The organism is Methylophaga sp. UBA1464, assembly GCF_002325665.1.
In the GTDB taxonomy this organism is placed as follows: Bacteria; Pseudomonadota; Gammaproteobacteria; order Nitrosococcales; family Methylophagaceae; genus Methylophaga.
This window is the reverse complement of the sequence record NZ_DCSO01000027.1, coordinates 53,049-74,552: the sequence shown is the minus strand read 5'-3', so window position 1 is coordinate 74,552 and position 21,504 is coordinate 53,049. Positions and strand designations below refer to the sequence as shown.

The 21,504-nt window shown below is 41.5% G+C and carries 16 protein-coding genes and 3 pseudogenes; 10 read left to right on the top strand and 9 right to left on the bottom strand.

Features of this window, described 5'->3' with window-relative positions:
* From B3O33_RS03130 to B3O33_RS03105, 6 genes are all read right to left on the bottom strand, one after another.
* Positions 1-461: hypothetical protein (locus tag B3O33_RS03130; protein WP_292362900.1), on the bottom strand; the 461-nt coding region annotated here is incomplete at its 3' end.
* Between the two features lie 369 nt (positions 462-830).
* Complete coding sequence (locus B3O33_RS03125; protein ID WP_292359661.1) at positions 831-2,936, bottom strand: TniQ family protein; 2,106 nt, start codon at positions 2,934-2,936, stop codon at positions 831-833.
* A complete protein-coding gene (locus tag B3O33_RS03120) occupies positions 2,933-3,874 on the bottom strand; it encodes a TniB family NTP-binding protein (protein ID WP_136553336.1) in 942 nt (313 codons plus the stop codon). Before B3O33_RS03120 ends, B3O33_RS03125 begins: the two co-directional genes overlap by 4 nt.
* A 9-nt stretch (positions 3,875-3,883) precedes the next feature.
* Entirely contained in the window at positions 3,884-5,791 is a 1,908-nt protein-coding gene (locus B3O33_RS03115) for a DDE-type integrase/transposase/recombinase (protein ID WP_292359659.1), read from the bottom strand.
* Entirely contained in the window at positions 5,778-6,461 is a 684-nt protein-coding gene (locus B3O33_RS03110; RefSeq protein ID WP_168800157.1) for a TnsA endonuclease N-terminal domain-containing protein, read from the bottom strand. Before B3O33_RS03110 ends, B3O33_RS03115 begins: the two co-directional genes overlap by 14 nt.
* A gap of 356 nt (positions 6,462-6,817) precedes the next feature.
* Positions 6,818-7,168, bottom strand: coding sequence for an SOS response-associated peptidase family protein (locus B3O33_RS03105; RefSeq protein ID WP_136553342.1), 351 nt, complete (start codon positions 7,166-7,168; stop codon positions 6,818-6,820).
* Positions 7,169-7,741: 573 nt separating this feature from the next.
* Here B3O33_RS03105 and B3O33_RS03100 point away from each other — a divergent pair.
* From B3O33_RS03100 to B3O33_RS03060, 9 genes are all read left to right on the top strand, one after another.
* A complete protein-coding gene (locus B3O33_RS03100) occupies positions 7,742-8,200 on the top strand; it encodes a hypothetical protein (protein WP_136553344.1) in 459 nt (152 codons plus the stop codon).
* Between the two features lie 64 nt (positions 8,201-8,264).
* The gene (locus B3O33_RS03095; protein ID WP_136553345.1) at positions 8,265-9,563 is read left to right on the top strand and encodes a TolC family protein; all 1,299 of its coding nucleotides are present in this window, start codon (positions 8,265-8,267) and stop codon (positions 9,561-9,563) included.
* A 23-nt stretch (positions 9,564-9,586) separates the two neighbouring features.
* Positions 9,587-10,687 carry an efflux RND transporter periplasmic adaptor subunit gene (locus B3O33_RS03090; protein WP_292359655.1) on the top strand — a complete coding sequence of 367 codons (1,101 nt, stop codon included), beginning with the start codon at positions 9,587-9,589 and terminating at the stop codon, positions 10,685-10,687.
* A gap of 14 nt (positions 10,688-10,701) precedes the next feature.
* Positions 10,702-13,815: an efflux RND transporter permease subunit gene (locus B3O33_RS03085; protein ID WP_292362899.1), complete on the top strand. Its 3,114-nt coding sequence runs from the start codon at positions 10,702-10,704 to the stop codon at positions 13,813-13,815.
* Between the two features lie 74 nt (positions 13,816-13,889).
* A complete protein-coding gene (locus B3O33_RS03080; RefSeq protein WP_226069813.1) occupies positions 13,890-14,795 on the top strand; it encodes a cation diffusion facilitator family transporter in 906 nt (301 codons plus the stop codon).
* 20 nt (positions 14,796-14,815) lie between these two features.
* A complete protein-coding gene (locus B3O33_RS03075) occupies positions 14,816-15,202 on the top strand; it encodes a diacylglycerol kinase (protein ID WP_226069812.1) in 387 nt (128 codons plus the stop codon).
* The gene (locus B3O33_RS03070; RefSeq protein ID WP_292359650.1) at positions 15,184-17,196 is read left to right on the top strand and encodes an LTA synthase family protein; all 2,013 of its coding nucleotides are present in this window, start codon (positions 15,184-15,186) and stop codon (positions 17,194-17,196) included. Before B3O33_RS03075 ends, B3O33_RS03070 begins: the two co-directional genes overlap by 19 nt.
* A gap of 126 nt (positions 17,197-17,322) precedes the next feature.
* Positions 17,323-18,246 carry a bile acid:sodium symporter family protein gene (locus B3O33_RS03065; protein WP_292359648.1) on the top strand — a complete coding sequence of 308 codons (924 nt, stop codon included), beginning with the start codon at positions 17,323-17,325 and terminating at the stop codon, positions 18,244-18,246.
* A 154-nt stretch (positions 18,247-18,400) separates the two neighbouring features.
* Complete coding sequence (locus B3O33_RS03060) at positions 18,401-19,237, top strand: cation transporter (protein ID WP_339612362.1); 837 nt, start codon at positions 18,401-18,403, stop codon at positions 19,235-19,237.
* A gap of 151 nt (positions 19,238-19,388) precedes the next feature.
* On the opposite strand, the pseudogene B3O33_RS03055 reads toward B3O33_RS03060, so the two are convergent.
* Positions 19,389-19,568: pseudogene (locus B3O33_RS03055) on the bottom strand (IS1595 family transposase); the annotation flags it as partial.
* Positions 19,569-19,630: 62 nt separating this feature from the next.
* Between B3O33_RS03055 and B3O33_RS03050 the strand changes: the two are divergent.
* A pseudogene (locus tag B3O33_RS03050) lies at positions 19,631-19,894 on the top strand (transposase); the annotation flags it as partial.
* A gap of 12 nt (positions 19,895-19,906) precedes the next feature.
* Here the strand turns inward: B3O33_RS03050 and B3O33_RS03045 are convergent.
* Together B3O33_RS03045 and B3O33_RS03040 are read right to left on the bottom strand one after the other, a co-directional pair.
* The gene (locus tag B3O33_RS03045) at positions 19,907-21,067 is read right to left on the bottom strand and encodes an IS30 family transposase (protein ID WP_136553355.1); all 1,161 of its coding nucleotides are present in this window, start codon (positions 21,065-21,067) and stop codon (positions 19,907-19,909) included.
* A 64-nt stretch (positions 21,068-21,131) separates the two neighbouring features.
* Positions 21,132-21,389, bottom strand: a pseudogene (locus tag B3O33_RS03040) (transposase); the annotation flags it as partial.
* Positions 21,390-21,504: the final 115 nt, after the last annotated feature.

The following is a 21,504-nucleotide window of genomic DNA, read 5'->3' as shown; positions in this document are numbered from 1 at the left end:
GGTAGTGATTTTTTTGCGCATTTTGGATAAGTATTTATCAGGAAACGAATTTTTTCTCCTATGTTTTTGATTTGATTTTCTAATTCCTTAAGACTTTCCTTATTAATAGAATCTAATTGTTTTGTAATACTTGATACCAATACATCAACATCAACATCATTTTTTAACTTATTTCTTTGAACTAAAAATGTTTCATTGAGATTGAAATATATGTCACCACATTCACCTCCAATTATTGCTTCTTTACCACTTTTGGTTTGGACAAGATAACCATTCATAAAGTGGTGATTACAGGTGTTTTGTTTTTTTTGAATTTGGCATTTAGTTAACTTTTCTTCATTTTTCGGAAGACGGATTAAACATATTAGTGATCTGAAGTCTTCATGTGTAACTTTGTGACTTAACTCAAATCTTTCTCTTTCTAATATTTCTTGATAATTAGTAACTACTAAATTATTCATAGAGATATTCCTTAATATAAAAAAGCCGACATAAAGTCGGCTTTTAACTGTCCTTAACATTAAATATGAAAAACTAACCAGATTATAATCAAGGCGTTGTAGTTATAAATAACATATAAAATAAGAAATATTTAACATTTAAAAGGGGGTTTTTGCGAGAAAGTAACACTAAAGAGGAGAAAATATTAAAAAATATTTATTTGAGGTTTTAGAGGCACATTAGGTTGCAATTCATGACTTAATGTAACGATGCTACATTAAATAGGAAATGTCAAGTAAGTGTTATATGTATATGATTTAATATTTATTGTTGTAAATTATGTAATCTTTACAAGACATTATTGTTCGAAATTTTATACATGCGTTTTGTTAAAATTTATAGTTTTTAACGTCGTTCCAATAAAGAAGTATCATTTCGGTATCGCACAAGTAATCTTTTTTACTCACAATAGGGAATCTGTTGCTTTTGACTAAATTGTGAAAATGCTTATCTGGTGCACTACGGAATTTATCAGCCTCTGAGCAGGTACAGAAAATTGATACGTGATCGTTAATTTTCTTCTGATCATCAAGGGACAAAAGTTGATTATCAATACTTAGCGTTAGTGGTTGTACATACTTGGTAGTAATGAAGAGTCTAGTAAGATGCCATTTATTTATCCCTAGTTCTGTGGCCAGATCCCCAAGCTCCTTGGCTTTGCTAAACCATTGCAGCGTTTTGTCGTATGAATCTTGGCTATAAACTCTGCGCTTGTCATTTATGTCATCTAAGGGAATCTGATTCAGTAGCCCATATTTTTCGATTTTAATGATTTTATTCACAGCAATACCTAACAATTTAGCAATCGCTTTCGCAGTCAAATGTTGTGGTGTATTGCTTCTACTGTACTTTGTATTATGTGAGTATCGTTCACGGTAGTCTGAGTATCTGATACTGAATAGATCATTTCTTTCAACTTCATCTCTGACGTATAGAGGTGTTAGTGTTCCATCTATTTTTGGACCTGATACTTCATTAATCTTTTTAGCCCTAAGCCTGTTAACAATGTCTCGAGGATCAATCTGATACTTACGGGCTAAACTGGCTGCGAAAACATATTTCTTATCAAATATTTCTATATCTTGTGTATGAAAAAAGGGCTGAGTTGCAACCGTAAGATAAGGCTCCAAAAATTCAGTTTTGGAAATACTTCTAATAGCATCAGGGTAAACATTAAGGTACATAGCGGCCTGTGATGACGTCATTAAATCAGGTCGGTCCATCTTTAAATTGCTGATAGATGGTATTTCTATCAAAAAAATGCCTGTAAGCCCTTTGGCTTGATTTACTTTAACAGTTGAAATTTTGCCAGATTGCACATCTTTTAATTTTTCGATCAGTGAATTTCCTGGGGCCGTGTATGAAATAGGCTGAAGCTTATCAGTCTCTTTTATGGCTTCTGATGTAGGAATAAACTTCCTGAAGAATTGACACATATTTTCATATGGAAAAACTTTCGATTTGCGAGTATCAGTACTAGATGCATGGATGAGTTGATTCTGGCATAGCTTGTTAAGTGTGCCACTTGAGATTTCCAAGCAAATCATTGCTTCTGTTGTGGTTAGATATTTTGACTTACATTCACAATTTTTACACTTAGACGGATAATCCTCTGAAAACTGCAGGAGGGAGTCGCTAACCTTTTTTTCTATATCTTCGTATCCAAGAGCAATTAATGGAGAAATCAGAACGCGTACTGGGATCCCGGGATATTTTTTTTGTTCGTCCAGAAGATAATTAGTAAAGACATCACTCTCTCCATCCAGCATTCTGACAGCCTGGTTAAGCAAATTATTTCTTTCGATTTTATCGGCAGATCTATGATGTCTTAATGCCTTTAATACACCCAGTAATTTACCCAGATAATGAGTCTCTGATTTATTGATAGCAAGAGCCACTCGCTCTGCACCGTCACAATTTAAGACGAGTGGTGCATCATTCTCTGTTACGGGGCAATTACATGACTTATGGCCAGTATTACGCCAATTGAAGGGTCTACTGCATGTTGTGCACGAATATTGAAGGTATGTTTTATGTTTAATGCACACATCGACAACACTAATATCGAAAGCTGCAGATATATGGTTGTTGTCTTTAAGACATTGCCAACAAATATGATGACACTTTGAACGTAAAAGTTTAAAGGGCACTCTATTTTCATGGATAATAATATCTGATGTTTTTGTTACCCCTTTGATTTGCTTATAAAAAGCATCCATGATGTTGTCAGAAGTTTTATCATGAATGGCAACAAGTTTCTCTACAATATCTGACTTACCTAGTAAAGTATTTTGATAAGCTGGATTTGTATTAGCACCAAGTCTCACTGCTAACTCGCCGATAGTGGTATATCCATTATAAAATGCTGTTCTTAAAAGGTATCCCCTTGGGCTTTCTCCCTTTATGAACAAGCCAAGATATGGCAAATCTTTCATGAGACTCTGATGAGTATTTTTTCTTGTTCTGCAGCAGAAAGATTAAATGGGTTTTCGTCAGTGAGCCGAAAGTTAAGTCTCATTCCTTGCACTGCTTCTATGAAATCTTCGAGGATGACGTCATCTCTGTCATTTTTAAGAGCCCTATACAATGCACTAGTAAACATTTGACGTATAGATCGCATATTGCCACCTGTAGCTAAGTAAATGGCAGTTAGGTTAGGAGGTTGACTGAGTTGAGGCATGGAATTAACTTTTGCATGTTCTACACAAGCATTACTCAGTGCATCAATAACTTTTGATAAATATCGATATTTATTTTTCGCATAAGAGATATTAGTTAACTTTGCCCGAACCGGATAGCGACCAGACAGCTGAGGATGTGCATCAATCAACTCTTCGCATTCAGACATTCCCGATATAATGACGGGGGTTTTAGTTGTTTCTGTCAGGATTTTAACCCAATCTGTGACACTGTCTTTGCTATTTTTCGCACCTTTAGAAAGCAGGTGTTGAAATTCATCTAAAAAAATCACTTTTGTTTCACATGTTGATATAAGTCTGCTTACTCTCTTAGTAAGTTCAGTCGCCGAACCGCCAGTATCACCACAATCTAGATGTTTAAGCATTTCGATTGCGAGTGATTTTATGGTGGCATCAGCGGGAACGACACAGTGATATGCTGGAACTTGTTTAACTATTGCATCTTCACGTTCTATAGATACTGAATCAACCGTATATGAATGCATCAATGTCTTGATGATAGTCGTTTTACCTGTACCAGTTGAACCCGTAAGGACAGCTGACAGGCATTCACCCGTACTATTGGTTTGAGAAATTGAATCTTTAACTTTTTCCATGGCTTCCCTATAAATAGGATGTACATATACAAAGCGAGAAAAATTTCTAAGCCTGTCATCATTACTTAAATTGGTCATTGTCACTTCCTAGAGCAAGAATCCATCATCAGGAAAATCTGTTACATCAAATTCATCTTCTTCTGAATTAGTCCTATATGAAGGACTAGCTTTAAAAGAATCTAAAAATTCACTGTTATCGTCAGTGAGTAACTGTTGTGCTTTTTCCATTTTAGATACTTTTTTTCGTGCACTCTTATGTTTGGTGGATTGCTCTCTGATTTCTTCATGTAGGGCGATACGATTTAAAACAAGCTCTTTTTCCAAGTCAGTATCTTTGAATTTCCCGCGTTGCTTTAAAAGATTGAACTCGAATAGAGATAACGATTCTTGAAAAAAGGGGCGAGTAGCAAAAGCCTCATAGAATATGGATTTATCATGAGGATCTTTAATCCAAATTGTGGATAAATCACTACTGTCGTATAAAACCTCCACTGGTTTAGGTTTACCTCTGCTCTTCGATTTTTCTGAGATTATTGGTACCGATGGACCTGTCCAAGTTAATCCAAACATTTTTACTCGAGAATCGGTTATTACTCTTTGGGTAGTACTTCTGGAAATCGTATTCAGTGTTTCATGATCGTATCTGATGGTCGGGAGTTTTTTATGCTCTTCTCGCCAAAGAGATATGGGGGCTCTATCTTCTATACCGCTATGACCTTCAAGGTGGTAAACACCATCCACCCATTTAGCAAATAACTTACGAAGTTGGTTCAGTGTTAGAGACGCTTTTTTTTCAGAATCATAATTACCGCGTAAAGCTGGACTGGAGAATGTCTTACCTTTGATCTTGTCTAAAAATTTGTTGTTCACAGTTTTAAAAAAACTTTCAACGAACGCTTTTTGGTTGGGTGTCCCAGGTGGATTAATTAATATGGTAGTACCAGTGTATTTTGCGAAACTACTCAATGATTCATTAATAAACTCAGAGCCATTATCTATAACGAGTTCGATAGGAAGCCCACCTACTTCACGGGCAGTTGCGTCTGATCCAGCATGTTTCAATGTCCTAAGTGTCTTTTCAGCGCATCCAGGAATAAAAGATAAATCCCACCCAAGTACACATCTTGAGTACACATCGATTATGGGTAGAAGGTAAGGGTGACCAACCACTGCTGAATTTTCATCAAGCACCATGATGTCCAGAGGAGTTGTATCTATTTCAGTACGCAGACACAATTGGCTTTTATAATGAAGCGATCTTCCGTAATCAAATCGTTTTCTGGCGGTTTTTGCTCCATATCTTGCCGTAGCCACTGTCATCGGATGTATCTTTTTAATTTCTCTAAGAAAACTCATCAATGAAGGAATTGAAATCTGTTTGTCTGGGGGAAGTGATAAGTTTTTATAGTGCAGGCTATCTGAGAAAATGACATAGACAGATTGCATTGAAGGCCTTTCTGATACCAAATACTCATTGTTGATAATTTCATGCATTAATTCCAAGACATCATCATCAATACGCCTTTTGCGAGTTACCTTTTTTTTGTCATGAACAGAAAGTTGGCTTGCTGGGTTAAAGTTTGAATCGCGATATGCCACCACCCACCTATTAAGTGTTGAAAATGAAGGTGGATTCTTATCATAGAGTTCTTTTGCGGTGAGCTCAATGAACTGTTTGAAGTATCTTTTGGGGATAATTGATCCAAAAGTCATCCTTACTTTTTCGACGTAACTTAGCCTACGCTGGAAAGTTTCTTTTTTTTGTGGTGTTAATGAAGTGAAATAGACCGCATCCGTAATATCTGAGAGAGCTTTTTTAACAAGCTTTAACTTTCCTTCAGAAAATAGCTTTTCAAAATTTTCAGACTTGAGAGACCGTTGTCTTTTGTACTCTAGACTCCTTAGGAGGTAGTAGTTGTCATCAATGCCCGATAATTCGTATGTGGTAGCACCAAGTTTATAATGTGCCCCAACAATATGATTAAAAGTATTCACTGGGCAGCTCCACTATGGTGTGTTCATTAATTATCTCTTGAGATATATGTTTTGGATTACCTAAGAAGAGTGCTTTTCTGATCGCTAATTCTGATGGACCATCTGCAATTGCCCGAAGATCTTTAACAGTACAATTATTACCTAATTGCAAAATGGTATTTTTCAGTACTGTGAAGGCTTCGTCACTGCATAAGTGCATGCCTTGATAAAGCATTTGGATATTAGTCAATAACGGCTCTTGACGTATCTTTGATTCAGGAACAACGATGAGTTTTTTACCAATGTTATTTAAATTAATCTTGATTTCATGCAGTCTGTCTACCATTTCTTCATCATCAGTCCATACATCAGGCTTGGTATCAACGTATCTTGATGAATTGTCTGCATAGTGCACGAGAAAGTCTGGGGTATAGGTTGTTTTTTTTCCTAGGATGATGAAATTAAAAGTTTCAGGTTGGCACATATATCCAGTTACGTTTCGGTCATACTCCAGACGTAATGCATAGTCTTTCTCTATTGAGCTCTCACAGCTGAATGTCCTTTGATTCTTGTATGACGAAAAGTGGTAAATCGAAAAACCCAATCGACCTTTCTTGTGATGTCTGGCCTGATCAGCATCCCTGATTTCATCCTGAAGATTTTCCATTTTTATTGTTATTTTGCTATCCATTCGCATAATTTCACACATTTTAAATGGTTAAGCAATTTAATAGTGATTATTGTGACCAAATTTACTTTTTAGTTATTAACAAGTCATGCTTGTATCTTCATGGGGAAATTACAGCTCGCCCAAGCCTGTTTTCCCAAGATAATTAAAAGGACATGGTATGAATCAAGTATTTACACAATGGGCACTGTCAGATTTTAGCGGCTGCGATAATGGGGGTATTGAAGCTGGAAACGCTACTAATCCCTCAATTTGGCTAATGGGAATTGAGCACGGAACTTACATTCGTAATAGTCAAACGCGGACCAAACTTCTAATAAGAATTACTCTATCGCCTTACAACGACGCTGGCCATATAATCAAAAAGTATTCAAGCTCTTAGCAGCACTAGGAATGATGCAGTGCCTGCCTTTATTCCATGCATCACGAAAGCTCGGTTTGCTATCGGCTGTTTCAGAATGGGCATTGAAGGTATTGCGTGCAATTTTGGTATCTTTAGCCCAATGAGGAATTAGACCAAAGTTACCCACCAATAACTCGTTATGTGGGACAGCTTCATCACCTACGTCAGCAAACGCATGTTTGCGTATGAAGGGACCGACATAAGTCGGCCAGAGGCTGTTTTTTAAATCTAATGGTAGTTCGGGCTCGACCCCAAAAAAGGTTTCGAGCTTGTTTTTATCAAGTAATGGGACGAAATGGGAACACATGTTTTGATAGTACCAGTAAATTTAGTGCTGCTTAGAACATTCAATGCATAATGCTTTTTTTAATGGAAATAATACTAACCAATGTTTTTTGTTCTAATTTTTATATTTAGCGTTGAAGTATTTGCACAACCTCCGGTAACTTTCTAACAGGCAAAAACTCTTGCTAAAAAGCAAATCTATTTTGATCGCAATGATATAGGAACTACTTATTGTTCCTGCCAATGGAAATGGGTTGGGCAGACTGGTGGTCGAGTAGATTTTAAATCTCGTGGGTATAGCGTGTGAGCCGAAGGGCAGCGAAATCGTGCGAAGCGGATTGAATGGGAGCACATCATAAGTGGACTTAGCAACATGTTATCTATTCATAATTAGCTGCTTTAGTTGAAAATATGAATACATAACACTTTCTGAATTTCTATAGCTCAAGATCCTTCAGCCAATACATTTCTCTCGCTTTAGTATTAGCGAATTATTAAGTGTCTTAGTTTTGTTTATTGATCCGGAAACCCCGAGCATAAGATCTCATACATTATTAAAAATCATTACAAACTTTATGTTTGTTAGATAAAAATAGTGACAGCCTTTCACCAGGCTAAGCAGACAACTTTTAATTTTGCCAATCTTTTGGGAACTAAGTTATTATCATGTAAACTAATAAGTCTGAGTACAGCAATAAAATTTAACGAAATGTCAGTAAAATTCATTATCAACATGCTCATCCTCATGATTGTGATGCAATCAGGCATAGTTGCGGCTGACGTTCATATTTCTGATTCAGCGACACCACATGAACATCAGTTTGTTCTTGATGATTCCAATGCAATTCAACAAGCGAACAATGCGTCTTCGCATGATGCACAAAGTACCGGCGATTGTGACTTTTGTATGCATTGTAAGTGTTCACATTTTATCGCCATCTTCAATATTGATGGAATTGATGTTGCTGCTAATCCAGACAATTATTTCAACCTCCACCCTAGATCGCCAAAACCTGACTTTACAGTCAGTATGTATCGCCCTCCGAGATCTTGAACTGCTGATGTTTTTGCGGACTTAACGTAAGTCCGTTGTTTGCAGTTAAACAGGATCTAATTTCATGAAAATACACTTTGATCGCACTACAAATGTGCGTGCGCCTGCTATCCGTGCATTGCTTTGTTCGATGCTGGTTGCCTTTTCTGTCTCACCGGTTATTGCCGATAACATTCAACAAACGAAAACGTTGAGTTTAAACAAGGCCATGCAACAAACACTGGCGCAACATCCGGCATTACAGGTTTTTCCAATTCGTCAGCAACAACTTGAAGCCCAGAAAAAAACGGCCAATCTCAAACCGGCATATGTTGTTGGTGCTGAGATTGAAAATTTCGCTGGCACCAGCGAACTAAGCGGTATCAAGTCACTGGAAACCACGGTCACTCTCTCCTCTGTCGTTGAACTGGGTGATAAAAGATTGTCCCGTGTTGAACTGGTGGAACAACAAAGCGATGTTGTCCGTGTTGATCGCAAAATAAAAGCGCTGGACTTGCTAGGTCAGGTAACACGACAATTTATTGAAGTGCTCAATAGCCAGGAGCGTGTAAAGCTAGCCGAGACGGGGCTGGAACTGGCGCAAACAACATTAACGGAAGTGAATAAACGTGTAGGTGCTGCCGTCGCGGCTGAAGCAGATTTGGGCCGCGCCGAAGCTTCTGTTAATCAGGCTGAACTGATACTGGCTGCCGAAAAACGTCAGCTGGAAGCCAACAAAGTGGTACTCGCTAATTTGTGGGGGAGTTATCAGCCTAATTTTGAGACCGCCACAGGCTCATTGTTTGCCTTTAGCGAGGCAATGTCATTTGAAGCCCTATTTAATCAGGCCCAGCAAAATCCGCAACTGGAACGTTTCGCTGCAGAAACGCGGGTTCGTGATGCACAAGTACGTCTTGCCAGAACTCAGCAAGTTGCAGATATGACCTGGTCAGTTGGGATCAGGCGCGATGAAGGACTGAATGATTCGGCGTTAGTTGCTGGTGTGTCAATGCCTTTGTTCAGTCGCCAGCGAGCGCAAGGTGATATTGAATCAGCATTGGCCGCGCGTAATGAAGTCAGCTATCGCCGTCAGGATATGCTATTGCAACTTCATGCTCAGCTTTATCGGGCTTATTCCGGGCGTGAACAAGCAATTGCAAGTATTTCCAAGTTGCAACAACAGATTATCCCCAAACTCACTAAAAGTCTGGAGCAAACGCAAACCGGTTATCAACGGGGACTCTACAGTTATCTGGAATTTCTTACCGTCAGGCAAGACCTGCTAGGTGCCAGACGTAGTGTCATTGAGGCTGCAACTGCTGCATTGCTATACCAGACCGAAATCGAACAACTCACCGCCGAACCGCTGACAGCTGCAGAGTAAGCAATATGAATCAGGACAAATCTATGTTTAATAAACCACATTTCGTTTTTTTACCCATACGCAGCCTGCTATCAGTAGCAGCACTAATATTGCTCATCATGTCACCTGCCATAGCTGAAGATGGTCATGCGATTGAGGCTCAGCAATCAGATCAACAAGCGCAAGCCCAGCTAGCAGAATCAAATGAGCAGCATGGTCATGAGTCAACGCAAGATAAAGATAACCATGATGAATTGATGCCAAAAGAGGATGAACATGATCATAGCGCTGAATCAAAACCCGAAGAAGAAGGGCATGCTCACGCTGAGGATGAAGGTAGTGAGCATGTAGAAATGGATGCCGATATGGCTCAAAAACACGGTGTGGTAACTGCAGAAGTTACTGCCGGGCAAATATCTGTCACCTCCAAATTATACGGGAGAGTGGTTTTATCACCTGATGAGATAAGTCAAGTCAGCGCACGTTTTCCGGGTCTAATCACCCGCGTTAATGTGAATTTCGGTGATACGGTCAAAAAAGGTCAGCTATTAGCCAGTGTTGAGTCAAACAACAGCTTACAGAGTTATAACGTCACCGCGCCCATCTCAGGTGTCATTACAGCAAAAGATGCCAATACCGGCGAAGTCGCGGCAGATCAAAATCTTTTTACCATTACCAATACCCAATCACTTTGGGCTGAACTCAAAGTCTTTCCGGGACAGGCCATGAAGATAAAACCTGGTCAGAAAGTGCGTCTGTTACATAACAACACATTTTATGAATCGACGATAAAGCAACTGCTGCCAAGCAAAGATAATGCCCCTTATCGGATTGCCCGCGTCGCACTTGATAATCAGCAGCAAGTCTGGTTTCCGGGGTTGCTCGTTGAGGCTGATGCCATTACCGAGCAAACACAAGTCAATCTCAGAATTCCTAACAGTGCCATACAACAGTTTGAAGGCGCGTCTGTCGCTTTTGTCAAAGTAGGCAAGCAATATCAAGTCAGGCCATTACAACTGGGTCTTAACGATGGTCAATTCAGTGAGGTTATATCCGGACTCCGGCAGGGCGATGACATCGTCGTTGAAAATAGCTATCTGATTAAAGCTGATCTGGAAAAAGCCGGCGCAGCTCACGCTCACTGATTTAGGGAACTGACATGATTAATACTATTTTAAGTCTCTCAATCGAGAGACGGGGCCTAATGTTGTCAATGATATTTCTTATCATTGGTCTTGGAATTTGGAGCTATCAGAAACTGCCGATTGATGCCGTTCCGGACATCACTAATGTTCAAGTTCAGATCAATACCAAGGCGCCCGGATATTCTCCGCTGGAATCTGAACAACGCATCACTTATCCAATCGAGAGAGCGATAGCCGGATTACCGGATCTTGATTACACCCGCTCAATCTCTCGTTATGGATTATCACAAGTCACCGTGGTGTTTGAAGAAGGCACCGATCTGTATTTTGCGCGTAACCTTATTAATAACCGTCTGGCCGTTATAAAAGGCTCACTGCCGCAAGGTATCGAACCGGAAATGGGACCTATCGCGACCGGGCTGGGCGAAATTGTCATGTACACAATTACCGCAAAACCCGATGCAAAACAAACTGATGGCAGCCCCTATGATGCGACTGAACTTCGGGTGCTTCAGGACTGGGTGATTCAACCTCGGCTGGAGCGGGTAAAAGGTGTCACAGAAGTCAATGTTAACGGCGGTTATGAAAAGCAATTTCATGTTCAGCCGGATCCGGCGAAATTACTGAATTTTGGCGTGTCTCTCAGTGATCTGAAACAGGCGTTGATGCAAAACAATGATAATCGGGGCGCCGGTTATATTGAACGATATGGTCAGCAGATCCTAGTTCGATCGCCGGGGGGACTTAAATCCATCGATGATATTCGTCAGGTAGTAGTGAAAAATATTGATGACCGACCAGTGTTAGTCAAAGATGTGGCCGACGTTGTGATCGGTAAGCCGCTACGCAGTGGTGCGGGTACCCGTGATGGTAAAGAGACGGTTGTCGGCACCGTCATGATGTTGTTTGGTGAAAACTCACGCGAAGTTGCCTCTTCGGTTACACGTGAAATGGCGGAGATTCAATCTTCATTACCGGAAGGCGTCATATTGGAAGCGGTATATGACCGTACCACCCTAGTCGATAAAGCCGTCGCCACGGTTCAAAAAAATCTGGTTGAAGGGGCTTTGTTGGTTATCGTGGTATTGTTTTTGTTGTTGGGCAATATTCGCGCGGCTTTAATAACTGCTGCAGTTATACCCCTATCAATGCTGGCAACGATTACCGGCATGGTACAGGCCGGTATTTCTGCCAATCTGATGAGTATGGGTGCACTTGATTTTGGCCTGATTGTCGATGGTGCGGTGATTATCGTTGAGAACTCTATCAGACGATTATCAATGGCACAAAAGCAATATGGTGGTGTGCTGCCGGTTAAAGAACGCTTAAACGTAGTCTATGAGGCTACGAATGAAGTGATACGTCCCAGCCTGTTTGGCGTCATGATTATTACCATTGTGTATATCCCGTTATTCACATTGACAGGTGTTGAAGGCAAGATGTTTGACCCCATGGCTGCCACCGTGGTGATCGCTTTACTATCTGCCATGGTCTTTACGCTTACGATAGTACCGGCTGCCGTCGCCATGTTTATGAGTGGACGGGTCACTGAAAAAGAGAGTTTTATCATCAGTGGTGCCAAGTGGATTTACCGGCCAGTTTTGCTGCTCAGTCTTAAGCTGCGCTGGCTGTTGATTCTGTTTGCAGCCTTGCTGGTTGCGCTGTCAATTAACATGGCCAGCAAAATGGGGTCAGAATTTATCCCCCAACTAAATGAAGGCGATATTGCCTTACATGCACTGCGAACCATCGGTACCAGTCTAGAGCAATCCGTCAAAATGCAGGAACAGCTGGAACAACGGCTAAAAACTTTTCCGCAGGTGGATAAGGTTATTGCCAAAATCGGGACGCCGGAGGTAGCAACCGATCCAATGCCACCTAATGTAGCCGATACATTCCTTATACTTAAGCCAAGAAATGAATGGCCGGATCCGGAATTACCCAAGAGCGAACTCCTTGCTGAAATTGAAGCAGCAGTCACGCAATTACCCGGTAACAACTATGAGTTTACTCAACCCATTGAAATGCGCTTTAACGAGTTAATTTCAGGCGTTCGTGCGGACTTGGGTATTAAAGTTTTCGGCGATGATTTGGACTTGATTAAGCAGAACGCTGAGGCAGTTCTGGCTGTGATTCAGGAGATCCCCGGCGCTGCAGATGCCCGGCTGGAGCAAGTCGATGATATGCCCATGCTGACCATTGAACCCAAACGCATGGCCATGTCACGTTATGGACTTAATGTCGATGATTTACAAAACATGTTATCCACCGCCGTTGGCGGTGGCGAAGTTGGCCTGATCTATGATGGCGATCGGCGCTTTGATCTGGTGGTGCGGTTGCCTGAAGAAATTCGACAAGACATACCCGCCTTATCGAATCTGCCCGTGAGTTTGCCTAATGGCGATTACGTCCCTTTATCCGAAGTCGCAACCATCGAATTAACACAAGCGCCGAGTCAGATTTCCAGAGAAAACGCCAAACGGCGCGTGGTGGTCACCAGCAATGTCAGAGGACGTGATCTGGGTTCTTTTGTAGAAGAAGCTCAACAGCGTATTGCTGAGCAAGTGCAATTACCACCCGGTTATTGGATTGAATATGGTGGTACTTACGAGCAACTACAATCAGCCAGTCACCGACTGTCGATTGTGGTGCCGGTTACGTTGTTCATTATCTTGGGCCTGCTGATTACTTTGTTTGGCTCATTTCGAGATGCAGCAATTATCTTCACTGGGGTGCCCCTTGCATTAACTGGTGGTGTTTTGGCGCTCTGGTTGCGAGATATGCCGCTATCTATTTCCGCAGGGGTTGGTTTTATTGCGCTCTCGGGCGTGGCGGTATTAAACGGTCTCGTAATGTTGTCATTTATCAGGGATTACTGGCATCGGCACGGCGATCTGCACAAAGCAATCGTTGATGGTGCAATGACCCGGTTACGGCCTGTATTGATGACGGCTCTGGTAGCAAGTCTCGGTTTTGTGCCGATGGCACTCAATACCGGCACAGGGGCGGAGGTGCAAAGACCGCTGGCAACGGTCGTCATTGGTGGCATTATTTCGTCAACTTTACTCACCCTAGTGGTACTGCCCGCACTTTACCGCATAGTTCATGGCCGTGAAAAATCAAGATAAAACATGGCGGCCTTTTTGGCCGCCAATTTTTCTTGAGTTTATCTATACAACGAATTCAGAAAAGGAATATCTATATGCATACACATCATCAAGAAGGGGGGACTTCTGGTAATCGGATCGCAACGGCTTTTTTTCTAAATGTCAGTTTTACCATAATTGAATTTATCGGTGGCTGGCTGACAAATAGCACGGCAATTATGGCTGATGCTGTTCACGATCTTGGAGATAGTCTGTCTATTGGCAGTGCCTGGTTTTTAAACCGTGCTGGCAATAAGTCTGCTGATTCTGTATTTACCTATGGTTATCGGCGCCTGTCTCTTTTTGGCGCTTTGATTAATGGCTTGGTGTTAATCGCTGGCTCAATATGGGTGTTAACTCAAGCGGTACCACGTTTGGCCGATCCGGTGATGCCGGTTACCGAAGGCATGCTGGCATTGGCTTTATTGGGCGTTACTGTTAATGGTTTTGCGGCTTATCGGCTGAGCAAAGGGACTTCTCTTAATGAAAAAATACTCAACTGGCATTTATTAGAAGATGTATTAGGTTGGCTGGCTGTTTTGATCATTTCTATCATTCTGCAGTTTGCCGACTGGCCGATTTTAGATCCGCTTTTATCCATTGGTTTTACACTATTCATCTTATTTAATGTTGTTCGCAATTTGTGGGTGACCGGTAAATTGTTTTTTCAGGCAGTGCCCGATAAAGCGCTGCATGATGAGATCAAAAAATCTCTTGTCAGCATTGAGGGTGTCAATGAGGTACATCATTTACATCTCTGGTCACTTGATGGTGAACACCATGTCCTTACTGCACATCTGACACTTGATAACGATATTGTCTCTTCTGAAAATTACATGGCTATGAAACAAACGGTTGCCGAGATTTTATCTCAATATGATCTTGAGCACACTACGATAGAGCTTGAACTGAATCAGGAGCGTTGCAGAGATTTTAGTGACCCTGAAACAACATCTCAATAACATTTTACGCAAATAAAAAAATGACAATTATTAATATCCAACCAAAAAAGTTCACTGGTTTCAAACGTGTGCTCTGGGCGACTTTTTATTCATATAAAGGGTTTCATTCTGCGCTGCGTCATGAAGTTGCTTTTCGTCAGGAATTTATTGCATTCGTCTTATTATTGCCGGTTGTGTTCTGGGTAGACTTTACTGCTATAGAGCGGTTTATGTTGATAGTCAGCATGGTTGCTGTGATGGTCGTCGAGTTGATCAATTCAGCAATTGAATCGACGCTGGATAGAATCAGCTTAGAACATCACTTATTAACTGGGCGGGCCAAAGATTATGGATCACTGGCTGTTTTACTTACCCTTATTATGTCAATCGCAGCATGGACATTATTACTATGGCCCAGATTATTTTGAATTCAAACGAAAAAAATATGATCACAAAATCAACCTCAATGCTAGGACCTTACCGCATTTTATTTCAGGTTCTGTTTATTGGGCTTCTTATTCTCTCGCTATCAAGATTAGGGCTTGTTCTATGGCAGTGGGATCGGGTATCGGCAGCAATTGGTCTGACATCTATATTTATTCAGGGCTTCAGAGCCGACCTCATTATTATGGGCATGCTTATTGCACCACTGATGTTATTGATGCCGCTACTGGTTAATAAACTTACTTGGCAATTATGGCAAAAGCTAGTGTGGCTCTGGAGTTTAATGATCATTATGTTGATCGTTTTTATGGAGTCTGCCACACCGGCATTTATTGTTCAGTATGATTTGCGTCCGAACAGACTATTTGTCGAATACCTGCAATATCCAAAAGAAGTTTTCTCAACCTTGTGGGAAGGTTTTCGTCTTCCACTCATTCTCGGCGTTGTTTTCACTATATTAGCTGGTTGGTTCACAAATCGATTGTTACAGTATTGGTTAAAACAATATCAATTGGATTGGCCAATTTGGCGTATATGGCTAACTTGGCCGCTGATGGTTCTCATCTTCGTAGTCATGATCCGATCTACTTTATCCCATCGACCAGCTAATCCGGCCATGTTTGCAATCAGCTCGGATGCTATGGTCAATAGCCTAATCATTAACTCAACTTGGTCAGTGTATTTTGCTATCTACAATATGAAGCATGAAGCAGAAGCCGGAGAAGTCTATGGTTCGCTGACTGATGCACAAATCATGCAGGAAATGAGCGAGAACTATCCCTGGCTTGATAATGATCCAGATGCACCATTTCCTACTCTCAATAAACGGCCAGCGACAGTTGAAAGAGATAAACCACTTAATCTGGTTATCATTCTTGAAGAAAGCTTGGGTGCCACTTTTGTCAAGTCTTTGGGTGGGGAGTATTCCGTAACACCAGAACTGGAAAAACTGAAAAATGCGGGTTGGTGGTTTGAACAACTTTACGCAACCGGTACGCGTTCAGTAAGAGGAATTGAAGCCACGATAACGGGTTTTTTGCCCTCGCCCGCAAGAAGCGTAGTAAAGCTTTCTTTATCACAACAGAATTTTTTCACTGTTGCAGATTTATTGGGTCAACGTGGCTACAAAACGGAATTTATTTATGGCGGGCAATCTCACTTCGATAACATGGCTAACTTCTTTATTGGCAATGGCTTTCAATCTATCATTGACCAAAATGATTACGTTGATCCACTCTTCGTTGGCAGTTGGGGGGTCTCAGATGAAGATCTATTCAATATGGCGCATCAACGGATCGTTCAAGCGAACCTGAGTAATCAACCGTACTTTAGTTTAGTTTTCACCTCCAGCAACCATTCGCCATACGAATTCCCCGATGGCAAGATCGATCTGCATTCGGCCGAGAAACAAACTGATTTGAATGCTGTTAAATATGCAGATTATGCTTTGGGGCAGTTCTTTAACACAGCTATGAAAAGCGATTATTGGGACAATACACTCTTTTTGGTGATTGCCGATCATGATTTAAATGTTTATGGAAATGCACTTGTGCCGATAGAACGTTTTCAAATCCCAGGCCTCATTTTAGGGGCTGATATAAAACCAAAACGTATTAAGACGGTGGCGAGCCAGATTGATATGGCGCCTACTTTACTGTCACTGATGGGTATTAGCGCTGAGACACCAATGATAGGCAGAGACTTAAGCCGCCCAGAGGAGCAGCAATCACCCGGCAGGGCATTGATGCAATTTGCCGATTATTTTGCCCTGCTGCAAGGGCAGAAGGTGACCGTGTTACGCCCTCAAAAAGACGCTCTAGCTGGGCAGTATATTCTCAACAAGCGTCAATTAGAGCTTACAGGGCCAGCAGATAAAGAGGATGCTCATGAAGCATTGGCACATGTATTACTACCTTCTTGGCTATACCGTCAGCAACGTTACGATATGCCTGTCGGGCATCCGTCAAACAAAAATTAGCATTTCTCATCCTATTATGCAGTTTTTGATTGGTCGCATTAAAGATAAGAAATGTTATGTTGGTCAAAAATTCTATGTTAAATAATTTATTCACAACTATTTATAAAGTTTGGAAAATCAAAAACCATGGGTAGATTAATTTATTTCATAGAATCAAATCTCGTTTGGTTTGTCATTATTGTGGCTGGGATTGGCCTAGTATTACCTGAGACAGGTAATTATCTCCAACCACTAATTGGGCTATTACTCGCTGCATTAATGTTTATTATTAGTCTGACTTTTGATGCCCATGACGTGAGATTAGTACTTAGAAAACCTTCAAGGCAATTTTTAGCGCTGGTTCTAGTTTATGGCCCCATGTCACTTGCCGGGCTGCTGACCGGCCGCTTATTCTTTGGCAGTGGTCCGTTGGCTATGGGCCAAACTTTGCTTGGCACTTTACCCACAGATGTATCATCTCCGTTGTTAGTGTTGATGGCGCGAGGCAATGTTGCATTGGCTGCCGTTTTTAATGCGGTAAATACTGCTTTATCCCCATTCATTGTTCCTCTGCTTTTTTTATGGCTGACGGGCATTCAACTGGAAGTACCGCTTGACAAAATTATTTTCGAATTAGTGTTGATTGTTCTCGTTCCCACCATTTTGGGCGTGAGTTTACGAACAAAGTTTTCAACATTTTTTTCACGGCATGATTCAGCTTATGCAGGAATTGGCTCGTTTCTTTACCTTCTGATATTGCTCGCTGTGATAGGGCCTAATGCAGAAACGATTATTGGCTATGGTTGGTACGCTTTTGTTATTGCTGCTGCAGCTTTATCTCTGAATTTGATTGGTTATCTGGTAGGAATGACCTCACGTCTGATAACCAACGACCGAAAAGAGGTCATCACATATCTTTTCACGGTAAGTAAGAAGGAATTCAGTATAGCTGCTGCTTTTGTAGCGGCATCCGGGCTACCTTCAGAAATTGCTATTCCTGCCGCATTTTTCGCCGTAATTCAAATGATCACTTCTCCGATTGTAGCCAAAATTCTCTCTCGAACTGTATAGCATCAGAGAGATGACTAAAAATCATGTCAGTTGGGGTAAACCTTCAGCTGACAAGTAACAATGGTTAAATATCTATTTGAATGCAGAATTATCAGGGTTAAAAAACGGTGATAACTCATGCTAAATAAATACTAACTCAGTCAAGGATAACAATATGCCAACTTCGTCTGTAATTAAAGGTAAATGGATAAGTGTTTTTAACATACAAAAGATGGATTGTCCGTCAGAAGAGCGGATGATCCGTATGGCATTGAACAGTTTAGGTGGGATTAAAGCACTATCGTTTGACTTGCCGAATCGTCGGTTAGAAGTGCTACATGACGGAGCGGTTGAGCCAATTACCACGAAACTTGCAAGCTTGGGGCTAGGTGCGTCGCTTGAGAAGACACAAGCCGCCGCCACCGATAGCGTCTCGGCTATTGAAAAATTTGCTGGCTCTGCCGATCAGGAGTCACACATCCTACTTGTGCTACTTGGCATCAATGCTCTGATGTTCATAGTGGAATTGACTGCTGGCTTGCTTGCCCAATCTGCAGGGCTGATAGGTGAGTCGTTAGACAATTTCGCCGATGCCGCTGTTTATGGTATTGCTCTCTATGCAGTGGGCCATAGTATCAAAATGCAGGTCCGCGCCGCTCAATTTGCAGGTGTACTTCAATTGATTCTTGCCTTAGGTGTTCTAGCGGAGGTATTACGTCGTTTCGTATTCGGAAGCGAACCTGAATCTGTAACGATGATGGCCGTTGCCTTCGTTGCTATGATTGCCAATATCATCTGTATGTTGTTGATTTCGAGGCATCGTGATAATGGTGCACACATGAAGGCAAGCTGGATATTCTCAGCCAATGACGTCGTGATCAATGTGGGCGTTATCTGCTCTGGTGCCTTAGTACTCTGGACAGGATCCAACTATCCGGATTTGATTATTGGCACCGTAGCAGGCCTGATTGTCCTCAATGGAGCGCGCCGAATTCTGGCTCTTCGAGCTTGATAGTTTTAAAGGTTTAAGTTAGGGGTTTTATTAGAAATCTTTATTTAGCCTTAGTTATTTATGATAATTAAATATATGTAAATTTAAATGCATTATTTAAAAATTTTTAAAAACCCAACAAGCAAATAAATTAAGGGACTGATCCAGATAACTAGCCCATACCCGCCTTAACCCATTGAGCTAATTGCTTTAATTGGCTCTTTGGGTCACTGTTATTAAATCGCCACTCACACTCTTTCAAAAACAAGTGAAAATGCGCTTTTGGAATACCGTTAAATCGGCGTAAATGACGCTTGGTTTGATTCCAAAAATTCTCAATACCATTGATATGTAGTGGTTTACTGATCCCGGACACCAATTAAGGAGGTAATATGACCTCCGAAGAGGTGTTCAATGACAAAACAAAGAAGAAGTTTTACTCCTGAGTTCAAGCTGGAAGCAGCGAGTCTGGTGGTGGACCAGAACTACAGTGCTCCAGAAGCCTGCCAAGCCCTCGGTGTGTGTGAGTCAGCCCTGCGTCGCTGGGTTAAACAGTTACAAGCTGAACGAGGTGGGCATACGCCTGCTTCCAAAGCGTTGACGCCAGAACAGCAGCGTATTCAGGAGTTGGAAGCGCGGGTGAAGCGCCTGGAGCAGGAAAAAACCATATTAAAAAAGGCTACTGTAGATTCAAACGATCATTGCAACACCGTTATCAATCATGTGTGATGGTGTTTTAAATTTCAATGTTTTCCTCGGACGTTCGTTTAATTGAGTTGCAACAGCATTCAGCCGTTCTTGTGAGTGTGGTGATAGATCTGTTTTTTTAGGGAAGTATTGACGAATTAGGCTGTTGGTATTTTCGTTTGTGCCCCTTTGCCAAGGGCACTGCGGATCACAGAAGTACACAGGAATGCCAATTTCCTTTGTTAAGTCAGCATGTTTAGCCAACTCCATGCCTCTATCCCAAGTCAAAGATTTACGATATTCAGCTGGCATCTTTGTAAATGTTGCTAACAAGGCTTTATGTACAGATTCAGCATCCTTCCCTGCCAGTTTGAGGATGATGGTAAAGCGTGACTTCCTGTCGACTAGCGTAGCAATGTGTGTGTTTTTCGAACCTGATACCAGAGCACCTTCCCAATGACCAAGAGACTTACGGTTATCAATGTTTTTAGAACGTTCATGGATCGACAAACCACTAACAATTTTAGTGAAGCTCCTATCGCCACTTCGACGATGATATTGGCTATGGCGCATCGGTCTGTTTCGCCGCAGATGTTGCGTGAAAGAGTGATGGATCACACCTTTGGCACGCACGTACATTGATTTATAAATGGTCTCATGTGAAACCTGCATTTGTTTGTTTCGTGAGAATTCAACACTTAGCCAGCCAGATATTTGCTCAGGGGACCACTTCAGCTCAAGCTTTGACATGACGAGTTGCCGTAAATCTGAATTAAGCTCTAGTATTCCAAGTTTTGGCCGCTTGGCCATGCGCCTTGCACGATTGTCTGCATCAACCGCTTTGTAGAAGCGTCTTCCTCGGTTACGGGCAATTTTCCGAGAAATGGTTGAAGGTGAGCGATTCAGCATCCTGGCGATAGCTCTGAGTGACATCTTCGCCGATAATGCGACTCTTATTTCCTCACGCTCAGCAATTGTCAGATGTTTGGCATTTCTGGTTCTGGTTCTGGGTTTGATGCCACCGGTTTCACGTAATGCTGTGAAAACTGTACCGGGTGCTGCGTCCAATACTCTTCCAATATCACTGAAACCGGTGCCTTGTTTCCATAAATTAAATACCAGTTCTTTCTCATCTTGAGTAAATGTTCGTTTTGCTCGTTTCATCAAATGTGCCCATGCAAATCAGTATTTTAGTAAAACTGTTGCTTTGACCATTTGAATCTACAAGCGCTTTTTTTATAATGTCACGCTCTGTTTTTAATTTGGCATTTTCCCGACGAAGCCTGACAAGCTCTTTATTCAGCTCAGCGTCAGCCATATTTTTTTGAGTGCTTGGCACGCCATTGGCCGTCTTTATCCAGCGTCGCAGCATGCCAGAGTTGATTCCCAGATCGTCCGCTATTCCCTGAATCGAGCTGTCCTGTTGACTCGCAAGCCTGATGGCCTCTGCTTTAAATTCATCGGTGTATTTTCTGCGTGTTCCCATTTGATTCATCTTCTACTTTTCCTTTCATGTTAAAACATGCTTATGAAAAGTGTCCGTTAAATTGTGGGAAACCCAATAGGATAACACTTCGTTATTGGTATAAGTGGGAAACTAT